The sequence below is a fragment of the Ensifer sp. 22521 genome (assembly GCF_052044795.1).
Classification (GTDB): domain Bacteria; phylum Pseudomonadota; class Alphaproteobacteria; order Rhizobiales; family Rhizobiaceae; genus Ensifer.
The window spans coordinates 84,251-98,383 of sequence record NZ_JBQENM010000017.1; the positions used below are offsets into that span (position 1 = coordinate 84,251).

13 protein-coding genes and 2 pseudogenes are annotated in these 14,133 nt (G+C 59.6%); 6 read left to right on the plus strand and 9 right to left on the minus strand.

The window, feature by feature from the left end; genetic code table 11:
* The 3 genes from ACTJKE_RS24020 to ACTJKE_RS24030 form a co-directional block, all read right to left on the minus strand.
* Entirely contained in the window at positions 1–2,364 is a 2,364-nt protein-coding gene (locus ACTJKE_RS24020) for an ABC transporter permease (RefSeq protein WP_440692599.1), read from the minus strand.
* 4 nt (positions 2,365–2,368) lie between these two features.
* Positions 2,369–3,076 carry an ABC transporter ATP-binding protein gene (locus tag ACTJKE_RS24025; RefSeq protein WP_058327672.1) on the minus strand — a complete coding sequence of 236 codons (708 nt, stop codon included), beginning with the start codon at positions 3,074–3,076 and terminating at the stop codon, positions 2,369–2,371.
* An 88-nt stretch (positions 3,077–3,164) separates the two neighbouring features.
* Positions 3,165–3,773, minus strand: coding sequence for a Spy/CpxP family protein refolding chaperone (locus ACTJKE_RS24030; protein WP_058327671.1), 609 nt, complete (start codon positions 3,771–3,773; stop codon positions 3,165–3,167).
* Positions 3,774–3,997: 224 nt separating this feature from the next.
* Here ACTJKE_RS24030 and ACTJKE_RS24035 point away from each other — a divergent pair, with 224 nt between their 5' ends.
* Together ACTJKE_RS24035 and ACTJKE_RS24040 are read left to right on the plus strand one after the other, a co-directional pair.
* Positions 3,998–4,219: a heavy-metal-associated domain-containing protein gene (locus ACTJKE_RS24035; RefSeq protein ID WP_058327670.1), complete on the plus strand. Its 222-nt coding sequence runs from the start codon at positions 3,998–4,000 to the stop codon at positions 4,217–4,219.
* A 168-nt stretch (positions 4,220–4,387) separates the two neighbouring features.
* Positions 4,388–5,149 carry a multicopper oxidase domain-containing protein gene (locus tag ACTJKE_RS24040; protein ID WP_058327669.1) on the plus strand — a complete coding sequence of 254 codons (762 nt, stop codon included), beginning with the start codon at positions 4,388–4,390 and terminating at the stop codon, positions 5,147–5,149.
* 37 nt (positions 5,150–5,186) lie between these two features.
* On the opposite strand, the gene ACTJKE_RS24045 is transcribed toward ACTJKE_RS24040, so the two are convergent.
* Positions 5,187–5,741, minus strand: a complete 555-nt coding sequence (locus ACTJKE_RS24045; RefSeq protein WP_058327668.1) for a c-type cytochrome — start codon at positions 5,739–5,741, stop codon at positions 5,187–5,189.
* Positions 5,742–5,984: 243 nt separating this feature from the next.
* On the opposite strand from ACTJKE_RS24045, the gene ACTJKE_RS24050 reads away from it, so the two are divergent.
* Positions 5,985–6,293: a DUF736 domain-containing protein gene (locus ACTJKE_RS24050; protein ID WP_245296126.1), complete on the plus strand. Its 309-nt coding sequence runs from the start codon at positions 5,985–5,987 to the stop codon at positions 6,291–6,293.
* A gap of 36 nt (positions 6,294–6,329) precedes the next feature.
* Here ACTJKE_RS24050 and ACTJKE_RS24055 read toward each other — a convergent pair whose 3' ends face one another.
* On the minus strand, positions 6,330–8,771 hold the full coding sequence (locus ACTJKE_RS24055; protein ID WP_440692603.1) for a TOTE conflict system archaeo-eukaryotic primase domain-containing protein: 2,442 nt from the start codon (positions 8,769–8,771) through the stop codon (positions 6,330–6,332).
* A 209-nt stretch (positions 8,772–8,980) separates the two neighbouring features.
* On the opposite strand from ACTJKE_RS24055, the pseudogene ACTJKE_RS24060 reads away from it, so the two are divergent.
* A pseudogene (locus ACTJKE_RS24060) lies at positions 8,981–9,151 on the plus strand (DUF736 domain-containing protein); the annotation flags it as partial.
* Between the two features lie 96 nt (positions 9,152–9,247).
* Here ACTJKE_RS24060 and ACTJKE_RS24065 read toward each other — a convergent pair.
* The 4 genes and pseudogenes from ACTJKE_RS24065 to ACTJKE_RS24080 all read right to left on the minus strand — a co-directional run bounded on the left by ACTJKE_RS24065 (position 9,248) and on the right by ACTJKE_RS24080 (position 10,785).
* Entirely contained in the window at positions 9,248–9,580 is a 333-nt protein-coding gene (locus tag ACTJKE_RS24065) for a WGR domain-containing protein (protein WP_113513721.1), read from the minus strand.
* A gap of 28 nt (positions 9,581–9,608) precedes the next feature.
* Positions 9,609–9,950 (minus strand): annotated as a pseudogene (locus tag ACTJKE_RS24070) (type IV secretory system conjugative DNA transfer family protein); the annotation flags it as partial.
* Between the two features lie 161 nt (positions 9,951–10,111).
* Positions 10,112–10,534: a type II toxin-antitoxin system VapC family toxin gene (locus ACTJKE_RS24075; RefSeq protein ID WP_058327666.1), complete on the minus strand. Its 423-nt coding sequence runs from the start codon at positions 10,532–10,534 to the stop codon at positions 10,112–10,114.
* Entirely contained in the window at positions 10,531–10,785 is a 255-nt protein-coding gene (locus ACTJKE_RS24080; protein ID WP_058327665.1) for a type II toxin-antitoxin system Phd/YefM family antitoxin, read from the minus strand. The genes ACTJKE_RS24075 and ACTJKE_RS24080 overlap by 4 nt, the downstream gene beginning before the upstream one ends.
* A gap of 220 nt (positions 10,786–11,005) precedes the next feature.
* On the opposite strand from ACTJKE_RS24080, the gene ACTJKE_RS24085 reads away from it, so the two are divergent.
* Both ACTJKE_RS24085 and catE read left to right on the plus strand, forming a co-directional pair.
* Positions 11,006–11,512 carry a YciE/YciF ferroxidase family protein gene (locus ACTJKE_RS24085; protein WP_058327664.1) on the plus strand — a complete coding sequence of 169 codons (507 nt, stop codon included), beginning with the start codon at positions 11,006–11,008 and terminating at the stop codon, positions 11,510–11,512.
* A gap of 113 nt (positions 11,513–11,625) precedes the next feature.
* Positions 11,626–13,776: a catalase C gene (catE, locus tag ACTJKE_RS24090; protein WP_058327663.1), complete on the plus strand. Its 2,151-nt coding sequence runs from the start codon at positions 11,626–11,628 to the stop codon at positions 13,774–13,776.
* Positions 13,777–14,133 lie beyond the last annotated feature (357 nt).

Genomic DNA, 14,133 nt, shown 5'->3' on the forward strand with positions numbered 1-14,133 from the left:
CTATTCCCGAGATTTGAGGACAGACACAAGGTCGAGCGCGTAGACCCGACGACCGACGACAAGCGCCGAGATCAGCGCCGCCACAAAAATGATCACGGTCGCCAGCACGTAGGTAAGACTCTCGACGACAAGGGGTACGCGCATAAGTTCCCCGGCAAGCTGATTGTCCATGAGCCATGAAAGGCCGTAGCCGATCGCCCAGCCCGGCGGCTGAGCAAGGGCGACAATGACAGATAGTTCGAGAAGCAGGATGCGCATCGTCTCACCCTGACTGAAGCCAAGGACTCGCAGCGTCGCGAGTTCCCGTGCGTGCTCTGAAAGCGAGATGCGTGCGCTGTTGTAGACAACGCCGAAGGCGATCACGATGGACAGTCCTGTGTAGATGCCAGCCATTGTCGTCACGATAATCGCGAGGCTCCGACGGAAGTTCACGAGGGACACACGCTGCAGCGCCACGCCGGCAACGGTCGGCATCTGCTTTATGGCCTCGTAGAGCAGGTCAAGTTTACCGTCGTCCACGCTGAGATGGACACCGTTCGCGACCGGAGCCTCGCGCACCAGCCGGGACAGGGTCCGACCGTCCATCATTGCGGCAATACCGAAGTAGTCCTCCACCAGGGCGGCTACCGTCAGCTCGACGGTCCGCCGCCGCCCGTCGAGCAGGTCCACTTCGACGGTGTCACCCACGCGCGCATCGAGAAGACGTCCGAGGTAGGCGGAAATCGCCACCCCGGTCTCCGGCAGGCTGACAGTGCGCAGGTCGACATCGATAATACGGCTGAGATCGGCTCCGGGTGGCCTGCCTGAGAGCAGCGTCCTGCGTTCCCGGCTTCCCTTTCGAATGCGGATGGGGACCTGCCGATAGGGCTCGGCGGCAAGCACACCGGGCAGCCTGCTCACGTCGAACAGAACCGTCTCCGGCCGCTTCTCCACAAAGCTGATCGTCGCATCCTGGCGGTCGGCCATGAAATACGTGACGTCGACCAACTCCTCCATCGCATTGCCGATAAACAGCGAGACCACGAGAATGGCAGTCGCAAACGCCATGCCGAGGGCCGCCAGTGCCGCCCGGATCGGCTTCCGCGCCATGCCCCTGACCATCATCATCGTGCGTTGAGACAGCAGAGAGCCAAGCTCCATCCGGCCGAACAGCGTGCGCTGGACCGACGGAGGAGCCGGAGGCTGCATCGCGACCGCCGCGGCCAGCGAGACGATCTCTCGAAGGGACCGGAAAGCACCTCCGAGAGCAGCGAATACGCTGAGGAATGCAGCGAGGAGATAGACGTCGGGATTGTCGGCGAAGACGAGGAATGGGAAACGGTAATAGTCGCCGAAGAGCCTTGTCACGTAAACGCCGAGCCAGGTTCCCGCCACGCTGCCGATGACTATTCCAATCAGGGCGACGACGGCGACGAGTTTCACATAGTGGGCGACAATGCTGGCGTCGAAGTACCCGAGTGCCTTGAGCAAACCAATCTGCTCGCGTTCAAGCGCGACCAGTCGGCTAAGTGTCAGGTTGACGAGGAAGGCGCTGACGACGAGGAAGATCGGCGGAAGCGTCCGGCTCATGTTTCGGAGCATGTCGAGCCCGTGCTCAAGATAGGCATGCGAGGTCTGGTCCTTGCGTCCGTAGGCAGCGCCACCGCCGTAAGCCTCGAGCATTTCGTCGAGCGCATCGATGACTTCCGTCTCCACGGCATCCGGCATCAGCTTGAGGCTCACCGAGGAGAACGCGCCCTCCAAACCGAAGACCTCGGCCAGAGCGCGCTCCGACATCCAGATTACCGCAAAGCGGCGATCATCGGGCATCCGGTCGCCGGGGCCGATCGCATAGACATACTCCGGCGACAATGCGATGCCGACGATCGTCAGCTCATGCTTGCGGCCGTTGAGCGTGGCGGAGAAACGGTCACCTGGCTCGAAGCCGTGCGCCTTCGCAAAGCTCTCGTTGACCACGACCTCCTCCAGGTCGTTCGCGCCAGGCAGACGTCCGTCTCGCATGTAGAGCCGATTGAGCAGAGGGGAGCCGCTTTCGGGAAGCGAGATGAAGCGCCCGGTCGCAGGTTCGGGGAACTCCGGGATGTCGAGAAGCGCAAGTTTGGCGATCCGGGCTTCGACCACGGCGACGCCCGAAATCTCGGCGATGCGCGTGACGAGCGTCTTCGGAGCTCGTGTCACCTCCGCGAAGATGTCAGCGAACTGGTAGCGCTCGTAGTAGGCGGTGCGCGTCTCATCCAGCGACATGAACGATCCGGTCGACAGCACAAGGGATGCGACGCCGCCGGCGATCACCAGGGCGATGGCAAAGACCTGTCCCCAGAGCCGCTGCAGGTCCCGCCTCAGTTTGGTGTCCAGCGTAGTCATTGTCTCACCAGGTCAGTGCGGCGGCTGAGAGCCGCCGTTCATTCACCTGAATCTTTGAAATCGATCCGTCGGCAAAGAAGAGCACGCGGTCGGCGACGGCGTGGATGCTGGTGTTGTGGGTGATGATCAGCGTCGTGGTCCCGAGCTGGGTGTTGACGTTGACCAGCGCGTCAATCACGCGGATGCCCGTCTTGGAGTCCAGCGCTCCCGTTGGTTCGTCGCAGAGCAACACCTCCGGGCGTTTTGCAATCGCCCGAGCGATGGCCACCCGCTGTTGTTCTCCTCCCGAGAGCTGCGCAGGGAAATGGTTCCGCCGCGGTTCGAGCCCGACAAGCGCCAGCGCCTCGTCGGGCCGCATGGGATTGGCCGATATCTCGGTGACCAACGCGACGTTCTCGTAGGCGGTCAGGCTCGGTATGAGATTATAGAACTGGAAGACGACGCCGACGTGCTCACGTCGGTAGAAGGTGAGACCGCGTTCCGGGAGGGTCATCAGCTCGGTGTTTCGGAAGAAGAGTTGCCCGCTCGTCGGGCGATCGAGACCGCCCATTATGTTCAGCAACGTCGACTTGCCGCTTCCTGACGGCCCCAGCATGACGACCAGTTCACCCGCTTGTATGTCGAGACTGACATCGCGCAGGGCATGTACGGCGACTTCGCCGGTCAGGTAGGTTCTGGTGAGGTACCGGGCACGAAATATCGTCTCCGTCATCGGCTCCTCCAAGGCGAATGGGGTCTAGCCTTGCTTACGCTAAACCGCCGGTGGGCAGTTCAGCGTTTCTCGGGTGCATGCGCGATCCCTACATCATACCCATCATCGGAGGCAGGAGCAGCTTGTCGGCCATCTGCTTCTGCTCTGCCCCGAACAATTGATAGAGAGGCTCAAGGGCGGCTTTCAATTTCCGCACGCCTCCGAGGCGGCTGTTCAACAGGCTCTCCCGACGTTCGAGACGCTGCAACGGAGTCCCTACGGCCCCGCCCGGCGTGCCCATGGCGTCTGGCATTTGCATCATGCCATCCTTCATGCCGCCGGCATTGGCACGCAGAATATCGGCGAAGGCGTTCCATGACGCCTCCTGCTCCGACGTTATCTTGAGTTCCGTCTTCAGGAACGCGATCCGTCCCTCGACATGTTCGGGAGCCATCATCTCGGCCATCGGCCCCATACCCGGCGGTCTCATTCGTCCCGGTCCGCCAGCCATCATCCGCATCATGTTGCCCATCATATCACCGGACATCATGCCGCAGGACATCATGGAACTCGGTTCCGCCGCGGAATCCAACGGTTGGGCCATTTGTTCGCTCGTTTGCTCTGCAGAGGTCTCGGGGTGATGCGCGTCTTCCGCAAAGGCTGGCGTTGAGAGCATGAGTACCGTACCCGCCAGCAGGATTGTCCGCAGTGTCGTCATTTCGCTTCTCCTAAGCTCCGATAAACGACTGGTATCGAGGGTACGCCGGCTGAGACAGTTCACATTGACGCAGATCAAGCTCAAATCAGAAGACGCAACGGCGGGCGAGACCAAGAAGAACAATCAAAGCAGCGCAGGAGAGATATTCTGTCGATGGCTATTGACCTTGCCATCGTTGGAAGCACCACATTCGACCATATCAATCCTTCACGAGGAGTTCTCGAATGTACCATCTCAACATCCCCGACATGACCTGCGGACACTGTGCTGGCGCAGTGGAAAAAGCGGTGAAGTCGGTCGACCCCAACGCCAAAGTCGCCGTCGATCTCGATGCCAAGACCGCATCGATCGACTCTCCGGTGGCCTTCGACGCATTTGTTTCTGCGATCGAGGAAGCGGGATACCAGGCCGCCTTCAAGAAGTCCTGCTGCAGCCACGTGGCTTGAAGCATAGGGGTACGCCGCCGACATGCCGGAACACGCCGCTCAGGCGCCGTGAAGAACGACAGTTCGGCCGCAGATATTGGCGGCGTATCGCATTGCGGCAGCTCAAAGATCGGATGACCGGGTAGGTCTTGACTGTTTTTAGAACAAGCATTGCTCAGGAGCTTCCCCATGAGACGTTCACCCGGGCCTTCAAATGCAATATGGGTACTTGCAATCCTGGCTGCGACCGTGACGTCCGCTATTGCTGCAGGGTCCCACGATCATCCGACAGAGAACGGCAGCGCCGAGGCTCCGCTCGATGTCGTCCGTCCTGCCCGTGACTTGGCGCCCCCGATTGCAAGAACCGAGCCTGCGACGGTCGCGGTAAAACTGGACACGGTCGAGGTGACGGGCGGTCTGCCGCCGGTCGACCACGAGTTCTACGTGACGCAAGGCGAGGTCTATACATCGCAGCCATACGGCTCCAAGGGGAAGCTGACGGAGAGCGTCGAACGGCTGCTCGATGAAGAGCCGGAATACTACGTCTTCAACGGGGCCGCCAACGCGCTTGCGGGCGACAATGCCCTGACGGCGAAGGTCGGCGAGACAGTCCGCATCTACTTCGGTGTCGACGGCCCGAACAAGACATCCAGCTTCCATGTGATCGGAGAAATCTTTGACAAGGTCTACCAGTTGGCCTCGTTGACGACGGAGCCTCTATCCGATGTCCAGACGATCACCGTGCCTCCCGGAGGCGCGGCCGCGGTCGACATGAAGCTGGATGTTCCCGGCGAATACGTCCTCGTGGATCACGCCTTGTCGCGGGCGGCACGCGGGCTGGTGGGCAAGTTGGTCGTGAGCGGTGAGAACCGCGCCGAGCTGTTCCAGAGCGCCACGCCTGCTACGGCCGAAGTGGAGCACAGCGAGCACAGCGCTCACCGATTGGATTGAGCCTCGGCCCCGTGCACCAGTTCGGCCACGACGACCGCTACTCCCCCTTTGCTCTAAACTTGGCGTGGCAGGAGGTGCAGATCTGCAGTATCATGTGGAAGGCGTGCTCGGCAGGCATTTTCACCGGGTCCGGAGCTGCCGCCTTCCTCTTGGCGAGCGGCCCGCCCATTGTCACGTCGCCGCCCTTCATTCGCATCTCGGGAGCGAGAACAGCCGGATTGCGGTCGGCTGCGACAACAAGCGCCGACGCATAGACGCCAAGTTCGGCCGCCAGCTTGTCGAACGTTGGCCGATCGGCCTCGATATTGGTGCTGGCCTTGGACGCTTCGGCGAGGACCGGAGCTTCGAACAGCGCCGAGAGCTTATGCCCGGAATGGATCCGGATGGTCTCGGCGGCCGCTTTGAAAGCCCTTGAATCGTATGGCGAGGTGTCTTTGAACATGGCGTCGATGATCTTGGCCGCACCTGCCATCGCCTTCATGTCCTGCTGTCGCTCGGCCACCTTCGGCGACTTCGACTGTCCCGTCGCTGCGGAGATCGCCATGGTGAAGACGGCAGCTGACAGTACCAGTGCTCTCACCTTCAATCTCATGCTCTCCCAGTTTAGTCCAACGCCGCGTAGCCGAGTCTTCGCGGACAGCGTCGATTGATCAAGGTCAGGGCGATGCCTACACGAACGCGCATTATGCTCGAAGACAGTACAGGGTGTCGAACCAAACCATGATCGCCGCCAGTCACATCGTCCGGAAACGTGCAAGGGAATTGCTGCCATCATCCCGCCAATCGTTGTGAAATAACCGTGCCTATCGGGTCGGTTGGAGGGGGCCGAGGGACTTTGCCCCTTCTCTCCCCCAAACAGCCTTCCGCCCGCCTTCCTTCGCTTCCGCTTTCGTGCAGGCGGTTCAAGACCCTCACCCTCAACGTCAAGGCCACCATCAAGCCCTGCGACCGCGACAACGACCGCGCCCCAGACTTCCGCGTCACCGCAGGGGGTGTCGAGTTCGGAGCAGGCTGGACCCGCACAGCCCGCGAAACGGGTGCCGAAATCTCGCTCAAGCTCGACGATCCGTCCTTCACGGCGCCGGTCTACGCCTCTCTCGTCCAGGGCGACAAGGGCGAGCACAAGCTCATCTGGTCCCGCTAAACAGGCCAACTGCGCTCCGCTCAAAGCGGGGCGCCATCATTCGATGACATAGCCCAGCGCGCGATAGCCCATACGGCGCTTTGCGGCCATCCGGGCCAGGACCGGAACCGTGCCATCGACATAATCGACGACGAGGACGTCCTTCTTGCCATCATGCAGGCGATGCAGGCGGCCGACATACTGCGCCAAAGTTCCCTTCCACGCGATCGGCATGGTCAGGAACAACGTGTCGAGCCGGACGTCATCGAAGCCTTCCCCGATGTAGCGGCCGATCGCAAGTATGAGGCGCTCAGCATCGTCGGCGACATTCAATGCCGTATTAGCTTGCTTGCGATCCTTCGCCGACATGCCACCGCGCAGCACCACCAGATTTTTTACAAACGGGGAGAACTTCTGCTGGAGATAATCGAGGTGGTCCTTCCGCTCGGTCAGAACGATCGGTGAGCGCTTGGCTTCAAGCGATTTCAACACGTCATCGAAGATAAGTTCATTTCGCCCGTGGTCCTGCGCAAGGGCTGCATAGATCGCGGGCATTGACGGGCGCTCGGTCGACGCCAGAGCCTCTGGCAACTCAAACTTCGTCGAACGGTCACGGGCACGGTGGCGAATACCACGCTCGGCAGCTTGTACTCTTGCATCGACCCGATGGCGAACGGGGCCGCATTGCATGAAGATGATTGGATGATGTCCGTCTTTTCGGGCGACCGTCGCTGAAAGGCCAACGACGTATCGCGCCTTGGATCTGCGAGCGACAAGTTCAAAACTAGCAGCGGACAGATGGTGGCACTCATCGACAATCAGATGACCGTAATTGCCGACAATGTCGTCGACCTCGCCATTCCGTACCAGGCTTTGGATTAGCGCCACATCGATGATCCCAGTTGGCTTTCTTTTCCCGCCCCCAATGACGCCGATCTGCTTTGGGTCAATGGACAGAAAGGAACTCAGGCGCTCCACCCATTGGGTGAGAAGCTCCCTGCGATGGACAAGAACTAACGCGTTGCGCGCCCGATGTGCGATAAGCGCGGCTGCGACAACCGTCTTACCAAAGGCCGTCGTCGCGGCAAGCACACCGGCGTCATGGGCAACAAGAGCATCAAAGGCCCTCGGCTGGGGCCGCCGCAATTCGCCCTGGAACGCAATGCTGGCAAGTAGCGCAGCCCCATCTTCGCGATGATCGTCTAAAACGGCGGTCGAACCATGCCTCTCGATGAGCTCGATTGCTTCGTCGAAACACCCTCGCGGTAGAGCGACATGGCGTGGATGAAGTTCGGCGCATGAGATGATCCGCGGCTTGCCGAATGTCGGCAGTCGCATTGCTTGCGCGCGATAGAATTCCGGATTTTGGAACGCTGCCAGACGCACGAACTGTGCGATCAGCGCAGGCGGAAGCTCTGTCCTATCGATGTAGACCTGATCGGCGATCACGACCCTAATGCTTTGCGGGATCACAGCTTCTATTGGCCGTGGCGCGCTACGAAGTGATGGCAACATTTTCCACGGCTCGTCGGCATGTTCGTCATCAACCGGCATCCGGACGCCCAAGACCCGCCCCGTCAATTCAGCTTCGTCGGCGATTCTGAAGACTTCGTCGGCCGATAGCCTGTTCAACGACGACAGGTACGCCCACTGGTCATCGTAAGGTCTCAAGTCACCATCGACAAAAACGCTGTTGCCATTTTCACGGGCTTTCCTTTGAAGGGGAAGCGCGATCAGATTGCCGAAGCCGCCAAGTGGCATCGTATCCTGGTTGGGAAAGAAACGGTCGTAAGACGTGAAGCCGATCTCGGGACGGTTCTCCATCGTCTCTGTTATCAGCGCGGCACCAAGTTGTCGGGCGATCTTCGCGGGAACGGGTTCGGAGAAGAATATCCAGACATGGCCTCCGTTTCCCGACCTCGACCGTTCGAGGGCTGCGGCAATTCCTTTTGCACGACAGGTTGCCAGCAAAGCTCTGGTATCATCCGCCCAGCTTTCCTTGTCGAAGTCAGCAGCAAGGAACCAGCATGTTTCGTCTTGCAGCAATGGATATACGCCGGCAACAAAGTCGCTTGAGCGGGCATCGCCGCCGCGAAGGTGCTTTTCGATGATGTCCTCGGAATATGGGATAAAGGCCTGATGCGGGCAGTCCCCGCATTTCACCTTCGGCTTGCCGCAGATTCCTTTCGCCCATTCGTTGGAACAGGCTGGCGAATAGCCGTAGCGTCCATCCTTTCTGTTTTCCCATCGAGCCGGAAAAACATCTGGACGCCCCGCAAAAAGCTGCCGGAACAACTCCACCTTCTCCATCGACGGTGAGCTGTTCGTGACAGGTGCATCCGCGAAGGATGGCGTCTCTGTCATAGCGCGGCTATCGAAAATGACCTGTTGCTCAAACGCTTCAAGTTCACGCTCAAGCTCCATCCGCTCATCATTCAGATCGGCTAACCGCCGTCGAATGCGCGCGATGTTTTCCCAAGAATCATTCTTTTCCGCCAACTTTCCAGCTTTCGCCTAAATGACCATACGGATCAGCATAGGCCAAAGACGCTCGTGTTTTAAGACGGACTACGCATCAGCACGTGGGGAAGCATCAGGGATTATGCGGACCGAAATCCGCCGAAATCACCGGCAAATCCGGCCTTCAGCGACCGACACACTGCATAATCACGTTCTCAGCATAATCAACGTTTTGCGGTGCACCGCAAAACGTCGAATTCGGTGTGGCCTGGCAGAAGAGCTCCGAGCAGACTGGCCGCGACTACCTCTCGGTCAAGCTAGACGACCCGAGCCTCCCCGCTCCGATCTACGCGACGCTTGCGGAAATCGAAGGCGAAGACGGCTACCAGCTGATCTGGTCCCGCTCCAACAGGGACTGAGGCAACTGGGCCCGGGGGCCACCTCTCGTGGTTCGCCCAAGCGATTACGACCACCGTTCGCGGCCGCATCGGTTCTCGCTGCGTGCGGCGGACACGTCACTTCGAGGGGCGTTTTACCGCCGGCTGATATCCCCGGGTGCGCTTCTTCCTGAGAACATCGAGAAACAAGGCGACCGCCTCTTGCTCGCTGTCGAAGTGATGGACCATCGATTGGCCCCTTTGACCGATCCTTCCCCAGCGCCGCGTCAGGCAGGCCTGTCCAAACAGCGTCCGCTCGATCGACAGGGCATAGAACCGGGCCATGTTCCTGCTTGCGTCGGTTCGTTCGACATAGAGATGGTAGGGCTGACTGAGCATGGGAGCAGCATCGCCGATGCCCCGAATCCCGTCCAACGAGTGTTTTGAATCGATCCGGCCTGATCGATTCATGATTGTGATGGATCAGGTGGGCTCTGGGCGGGGCATGAGAACTGTTCTGCTTGACGCAGCCTCGCATGTCGTCCCGTCTGAACCATATGGCGCGACCGCATCTGAGGCGCAGTCCCGCTGTAAACGCGATCTGTTCGTCAGCGGGCATGCGCAGCACTTCGTCCGGTTGGATGAGCGGTCGCGCCGCAATCTGCTTCGAGCGTGTACGTGACGACCCCCTCGATTGGAGACTGCGGCTCAGCTGATCGACTTCGACGGTCGTCGCGCCGCAGCGCCTTGAAACGCACTCGGCCGTCTCAGGATCGTTGATGCCGGCAAAGGAAATCCAGCTAGCGCTCTCGAACCATTTGCTCGTGGCGTCGCGGCCGCCGACGCGCGGTGCCCAAGTCCAAAAGCGATGAGCCCTCGTTGGCGTCAGGCGAAAGTGCCCTACCGGCATCAACTCAGCCGATATGCGGATCCATCTATCGTGGATCAGGTTATATGCACCCGGCGCGCCGGTTCGGTAGATCGATGGCCGGGGTGGGCGGGCTAGGCTTGCCACGGATCAACCACGACAACACCTGTCCCCCAAAAATCCTTTGTGTTGCGTGTCACGACGATCATGTCGTGGACCAGAGCGGTTGCCGCAATCAGCGCATCGGCCTCATTGCGCCGGCCGGGAACATGGAGATGCGCGCACCGTGTCGCGATCGAATCGTCAATCGGAAGGATGCGGCTTGCAAATTCTGGAAGCACGCGAGTGTCGAGCCAGGTCCGGAGCCGAGCGCCCTGCGCGGCGTCGCGGCGCTGTACGCCCAGAACACCTCGCTCAAGTTCAAGGATTGTAATCGCTGAAATGAAAAGCTCACGCGCGTCCTCTGCGCCAATCCAGGCCACCACGTTTGCGTCAGCCTTGCCGTCCCCGACCTTGCGCAACTCTGAAATGACATTCGTATCCAGCAGGTACTTCAAGACAGATCTACCTCGCGGGGCGCGATTTGAGCCCGCTGCGGCTCGAAGTCGATTGCAGAAAGCCCGGGCATGGCGAGTGCTTCGACAAGGTTTCGGTGCTTGCCGCTCAGGCGTTCGAACTCATCGTAGGTCATCAGGACGTGGGACGGCTTGCCGCGGTCCGTGATGATGACTGGGCCGCTTTTTGCAGCCTTCTTGGCGCTGCTCACGTCATGATTGAGCTCTCGGCTGGAAAGGGTAGTAACGCCCATCTCGCACCTCCTTGTAGGTAATTACCTACATATAGCATGCGCGGGCGGCATAACAAGGCCGATAGGGCACGGCGCGAGGCAATGCCTACGCCAGCTGAATTGACGGCCCTAGGACAATCCTAGCGCCGTGGCGCTCTCAGCTATTATTTTCTCACCCACGGAACGTCCTTCTTCCTTGATGGTTGGGCGACTTCATCCCTCAAGAAATCGGAAGCCCGAAATGCCCACTGAGAAGACATTGAACGACCTCTTCCTTGACACGCTGAAGGACATCTTCTTTGCCGAAAAGCAGATTCTGAAGGCCCTTCCCAAAATGGCCCGCGCTGCCCGGTCGGACGAAGCCAAGGCTGGCTTTCTGAAGCATCGCGATGAGACGCAAGAACAGATCGTGCGTCTCGAGCAGGTGTTTGAAATTGTTGGCAAACCCGCCCGCGGCAAGACGTGCGAGGCTATTCAGGGAATCATCGCCGAAGGCGAAGAAATCATGGAAGAATACAAGGGCACCGCCGCCCTTGATGCCGGCCTCATCTCGTCGGCCCAGACCGTCGAACACTATGAAATTGCCCGCTACAGCACGCTCAAATCATGGGCCGCGCAGCTTGGTCTCGATGGAGCCGTCCGCCTCCTCGACGCCAATCTCCAGGAGGAGATCGCCACGGATCAGAGGTTGGCGGCCCTTGGCGAAGCTGCGGCAAATCCAAAGGCGTCCAAGCAGGCCGCCGAGTAGTCCCACTTCAATATCGAGAAGCCGCCATGACAGGCGGCTTTTTCATTCCGGCACGGTCAAGAGCGCTCGCGCGCCGACCTCGACCAAGAAATCAGGACATCGGAGTGCGCCCCATGGCTAAGAAATCGCTCGAAAAAAAGTCGACCTCGAAAGAACGAGACACCGTGACAATTCATGATCAAAAGGTGCGCAGGGGAGAAGGTGGCGAGCTTCATCAGATAGCAAAAGACAATACGCCTGTGCTGACCACTGCGCAGGGTGGGCCAGTTGCAGACGACCAAAATTCGCTGCGTGTTGGGCCACGCGGCCCCCTTGTCATCGACGACTTTCATTTCCGCGAGAAGATTTTCCACTTTGACCATGAGCGGATCCCCGAGCGGGTAGTCCACGCCCGAGGTTATGGAGCCCACGGCTATTTCGAAACCTATGACTCCCTTGCCGCTTATACCCGGGCCGATGTTTTTCAAAGAGCAGGTGAGAGGACACCAGCTTTTGTCCGCTTCTCCACAGTTGCCGGCAGCAAGGGATCTTTCGATCTTGCCCGGGATGTCCGCGGTTTCGCGGTAAAGATTTACACAAATGAGGGTAACTGGGACCTGGTTGGCAACAACATTCCCGTCTTCTTCATCCAGGACGCGATCAAGTTCCCCGACATTATTCACGCGGTGAAGCCCGAGCCGGACCGGGCCTTTCCCCAGGCACAATCCGCCCACGATACATTCTGGGACTTTATCAGCCTGACGCCGGAAAGCATGCACATGATCATGTGGGTGATGTCGGATCGCGCCATCCCTCGCTCGTTCCGCTTCATGGAAGGTTTTGGCGTTCACACCTTCCGTTTCGTCAATGCCAAGGACGAGTCGACCTTCGTGAAGTTTCACTGGAAGCCGAAGCTGGGCCTCCAGTCCGTCGCCTGGAACGAGGCGGTGAAAATCAATGGCGCCGACCCGGACTTCCACCGCCGTGATCTCTGGCAAGCAATCCAGTCGGGCAATTTCCCGGAATGGGAATTGCGGGTTCAGCTTTTCGATCAGGAGTTTGCCGACAGCTTCGATTTCGACGTGCTTGATCCGACGAAGATCATTCCCGAGGAGATCCTGGTGCCCCAACCGGTTGGACGACTCGTTCTTGATCGCATGCCCGACAACTTCTTTGCCGAGACCGAGCAGGTGGCGTTCATGACGCAGAATGTTCCGCCTGGCATCGATTTCAGCAACGATCCTCTTTTACAGGGTCGTAACTTCTCCTATCTCGATACGCAGCTGAAACGTCTCGGCAGCTCCAACTTCACCCATCTTCCGATCAATGCGCCGAAGTGTCCCTTCGCGCATTTTCAGCAGGATGGCCACATGGCGATGCGCAATCCGGTGGGCAGAGTGAACTACCAGCCGAATTCCTTCGACGAAGGGCCACGGGAATCGCCGATGAGCGGCTACCGCCACTTCCCCGCCGAAGAGACTGGCACCAAGGCGCGGCTGCGGCCGGAGAGCTTTGCCGACCATTACAGCCAGGCTCGACAGTTCTACATCAGCCAGACCGCGCCCGAGCAACGCCATATCGCTGCAGCTCTGACATTTGAGCTGAGCAAGGTGGACACGCCAGCTATCCGCGAGCGGATGGTCTCCCATCTCCTGAACATTGACGAGACGCTGGCAGCCACGGTCGCCCAGAAGCTTGGTTTCCATTCGATGCCGAGCCCGGCTGATGCGGCCATGCCAACCCGCCAGGATCTTGAACCCTCCCCGGCACTCAGCATCGTTGAACGCGGACCGAAACGTTTCGAGGGCCGCAAGCTCGGCATCCTGGTCACCGATGGTCTGGATGTAGCCTTGTTAAACGGTTTGACGGCGGCGATTGCCAAGGAAAAGGCTGTCTGCGAACTCGTCGCGCCGAAGGTCAGTGGCGTTGCCGCGTCGGACGGAACCTGGATCGAAGCGCATCACATGATTGATGGAGGACCTTCCGTCCTCTTCGACGCTGTCGTCTTGCTGACCTCGGCTGAGGCGATTGATGATCTGGTGAAGGAAGCCACCGCCCGCGATTTCGTTGCCGATGCCTTCCAGCACTGCAAGTTCATCGGATACGCCCCCTCGGCGATGCCGCTGATCGAAAAAGCCGGTATCGCCGATGGCCTCGATGAGGGCACGATCGAGCTTCCAGGCGAAGAGGGGATATCCGACTTTGTCTCCAAGCTCGGCAAACTGCGCGTCTGGGCCCGAGAACCGTCGGTGAAGCTCGGCAAAGCGTCGGCGCCGCTAGATTAAGTGGCGTCGATACGCCTGACCGGACAAAGAAGCGACCTGGACTTCGCGAGGACGCGCTGCAGTGCCACCACCGAGGAAAACAGCCTGATTGTTCGTCGGGGGTAAGGTTCATCCAGCAACTCTCCCAAGGCAAGCAACGCATGGAGATGTGCACGGCTCGGGAAACCGGATCTACTCGCATAAGGGATAGTGGTGATTCTCTCTGCGAAGCCCGATGGCAGGTGGATCGAAGCCGACTGCGGAGGCCAGTTCACTATCAAAAGTGTTAGTAACGTGCTCGGCCGCGTGGACTGACGCCAAAGGAAAAGACAGCGAATCCAGTGGTGTAGCGCCCATCACCGCCTCATTTCACTTTTC

Coding starts and splice junctions, on each gene's coding strand:
- ACTJKE_RS24080 (WP_058327665.1), bottom strand. CDS start 10,785: ATGGGCGTTACTACCCTTTCCAGCCGAGAGCTCAATCATGACGTGAGC.
- ACTJKE_RS24030 (WP_058327671.1), bottom strand. CDS start 3,773: ATGACGACACTGCGGACAATCCTGCTGGCGGGTACGGTACTCATGCTC.
- ACTJKE_RS24085 (WP_058327664.1), top strand. CDS start 11,006: ATGCCCACTGAGAAGACATTGAACGACCTCTTCCTTGACACGCTGAAG.
- ACTJKE_RS24040 (WP_058327669.1), top strand. CDS start 4,388: ATGAGACGTTCACCCGGGCCTTCAAATGCAATATGGGTACTTGCAATC.
- ACTJKE_RS24035 (WP_058327670.1), top strand. CDS start 3,998: ATGTACCATCTCAACATCCCCGACATGACCTGCGGACACTGTGCTGGC.
- ACTJKE_RS24045 (WP_058327668.1), bottom strand. CDS start 5,741: ATGAGATTGAAGGTGAGAGCACTGGTACTGTCAGCTGCCGTCTTCACC.
- ACTJKE_RS24065 (WP_113513721.1), bottom strand. CDS start 9,580: ATGAATCGATCAGGCCGGATCGATTCAAAACACTCGTTGGACGGGATT.
- ACTJKE_RS24020 (WP_440692599.1), bottom strand. CDS start 2,364: ATGACTACGCTGGACACCAAACTGAGGCGGGACCTGCAGCGGCTCTGG.
- ACTJKE_RS24025 (WP_058327672.1), bottom strand. CDS start 3,076: ATGACGGAGACGATATTTCGTGCCCGGTACCTCACCAGAACCTACCTG.
- catE (WP_058327663.1), top strand. CDS start 11,626: ATGGCTAAGAAATCGCTCGAAAAAAAGTCGACCTCGAAAGAACGAGAC.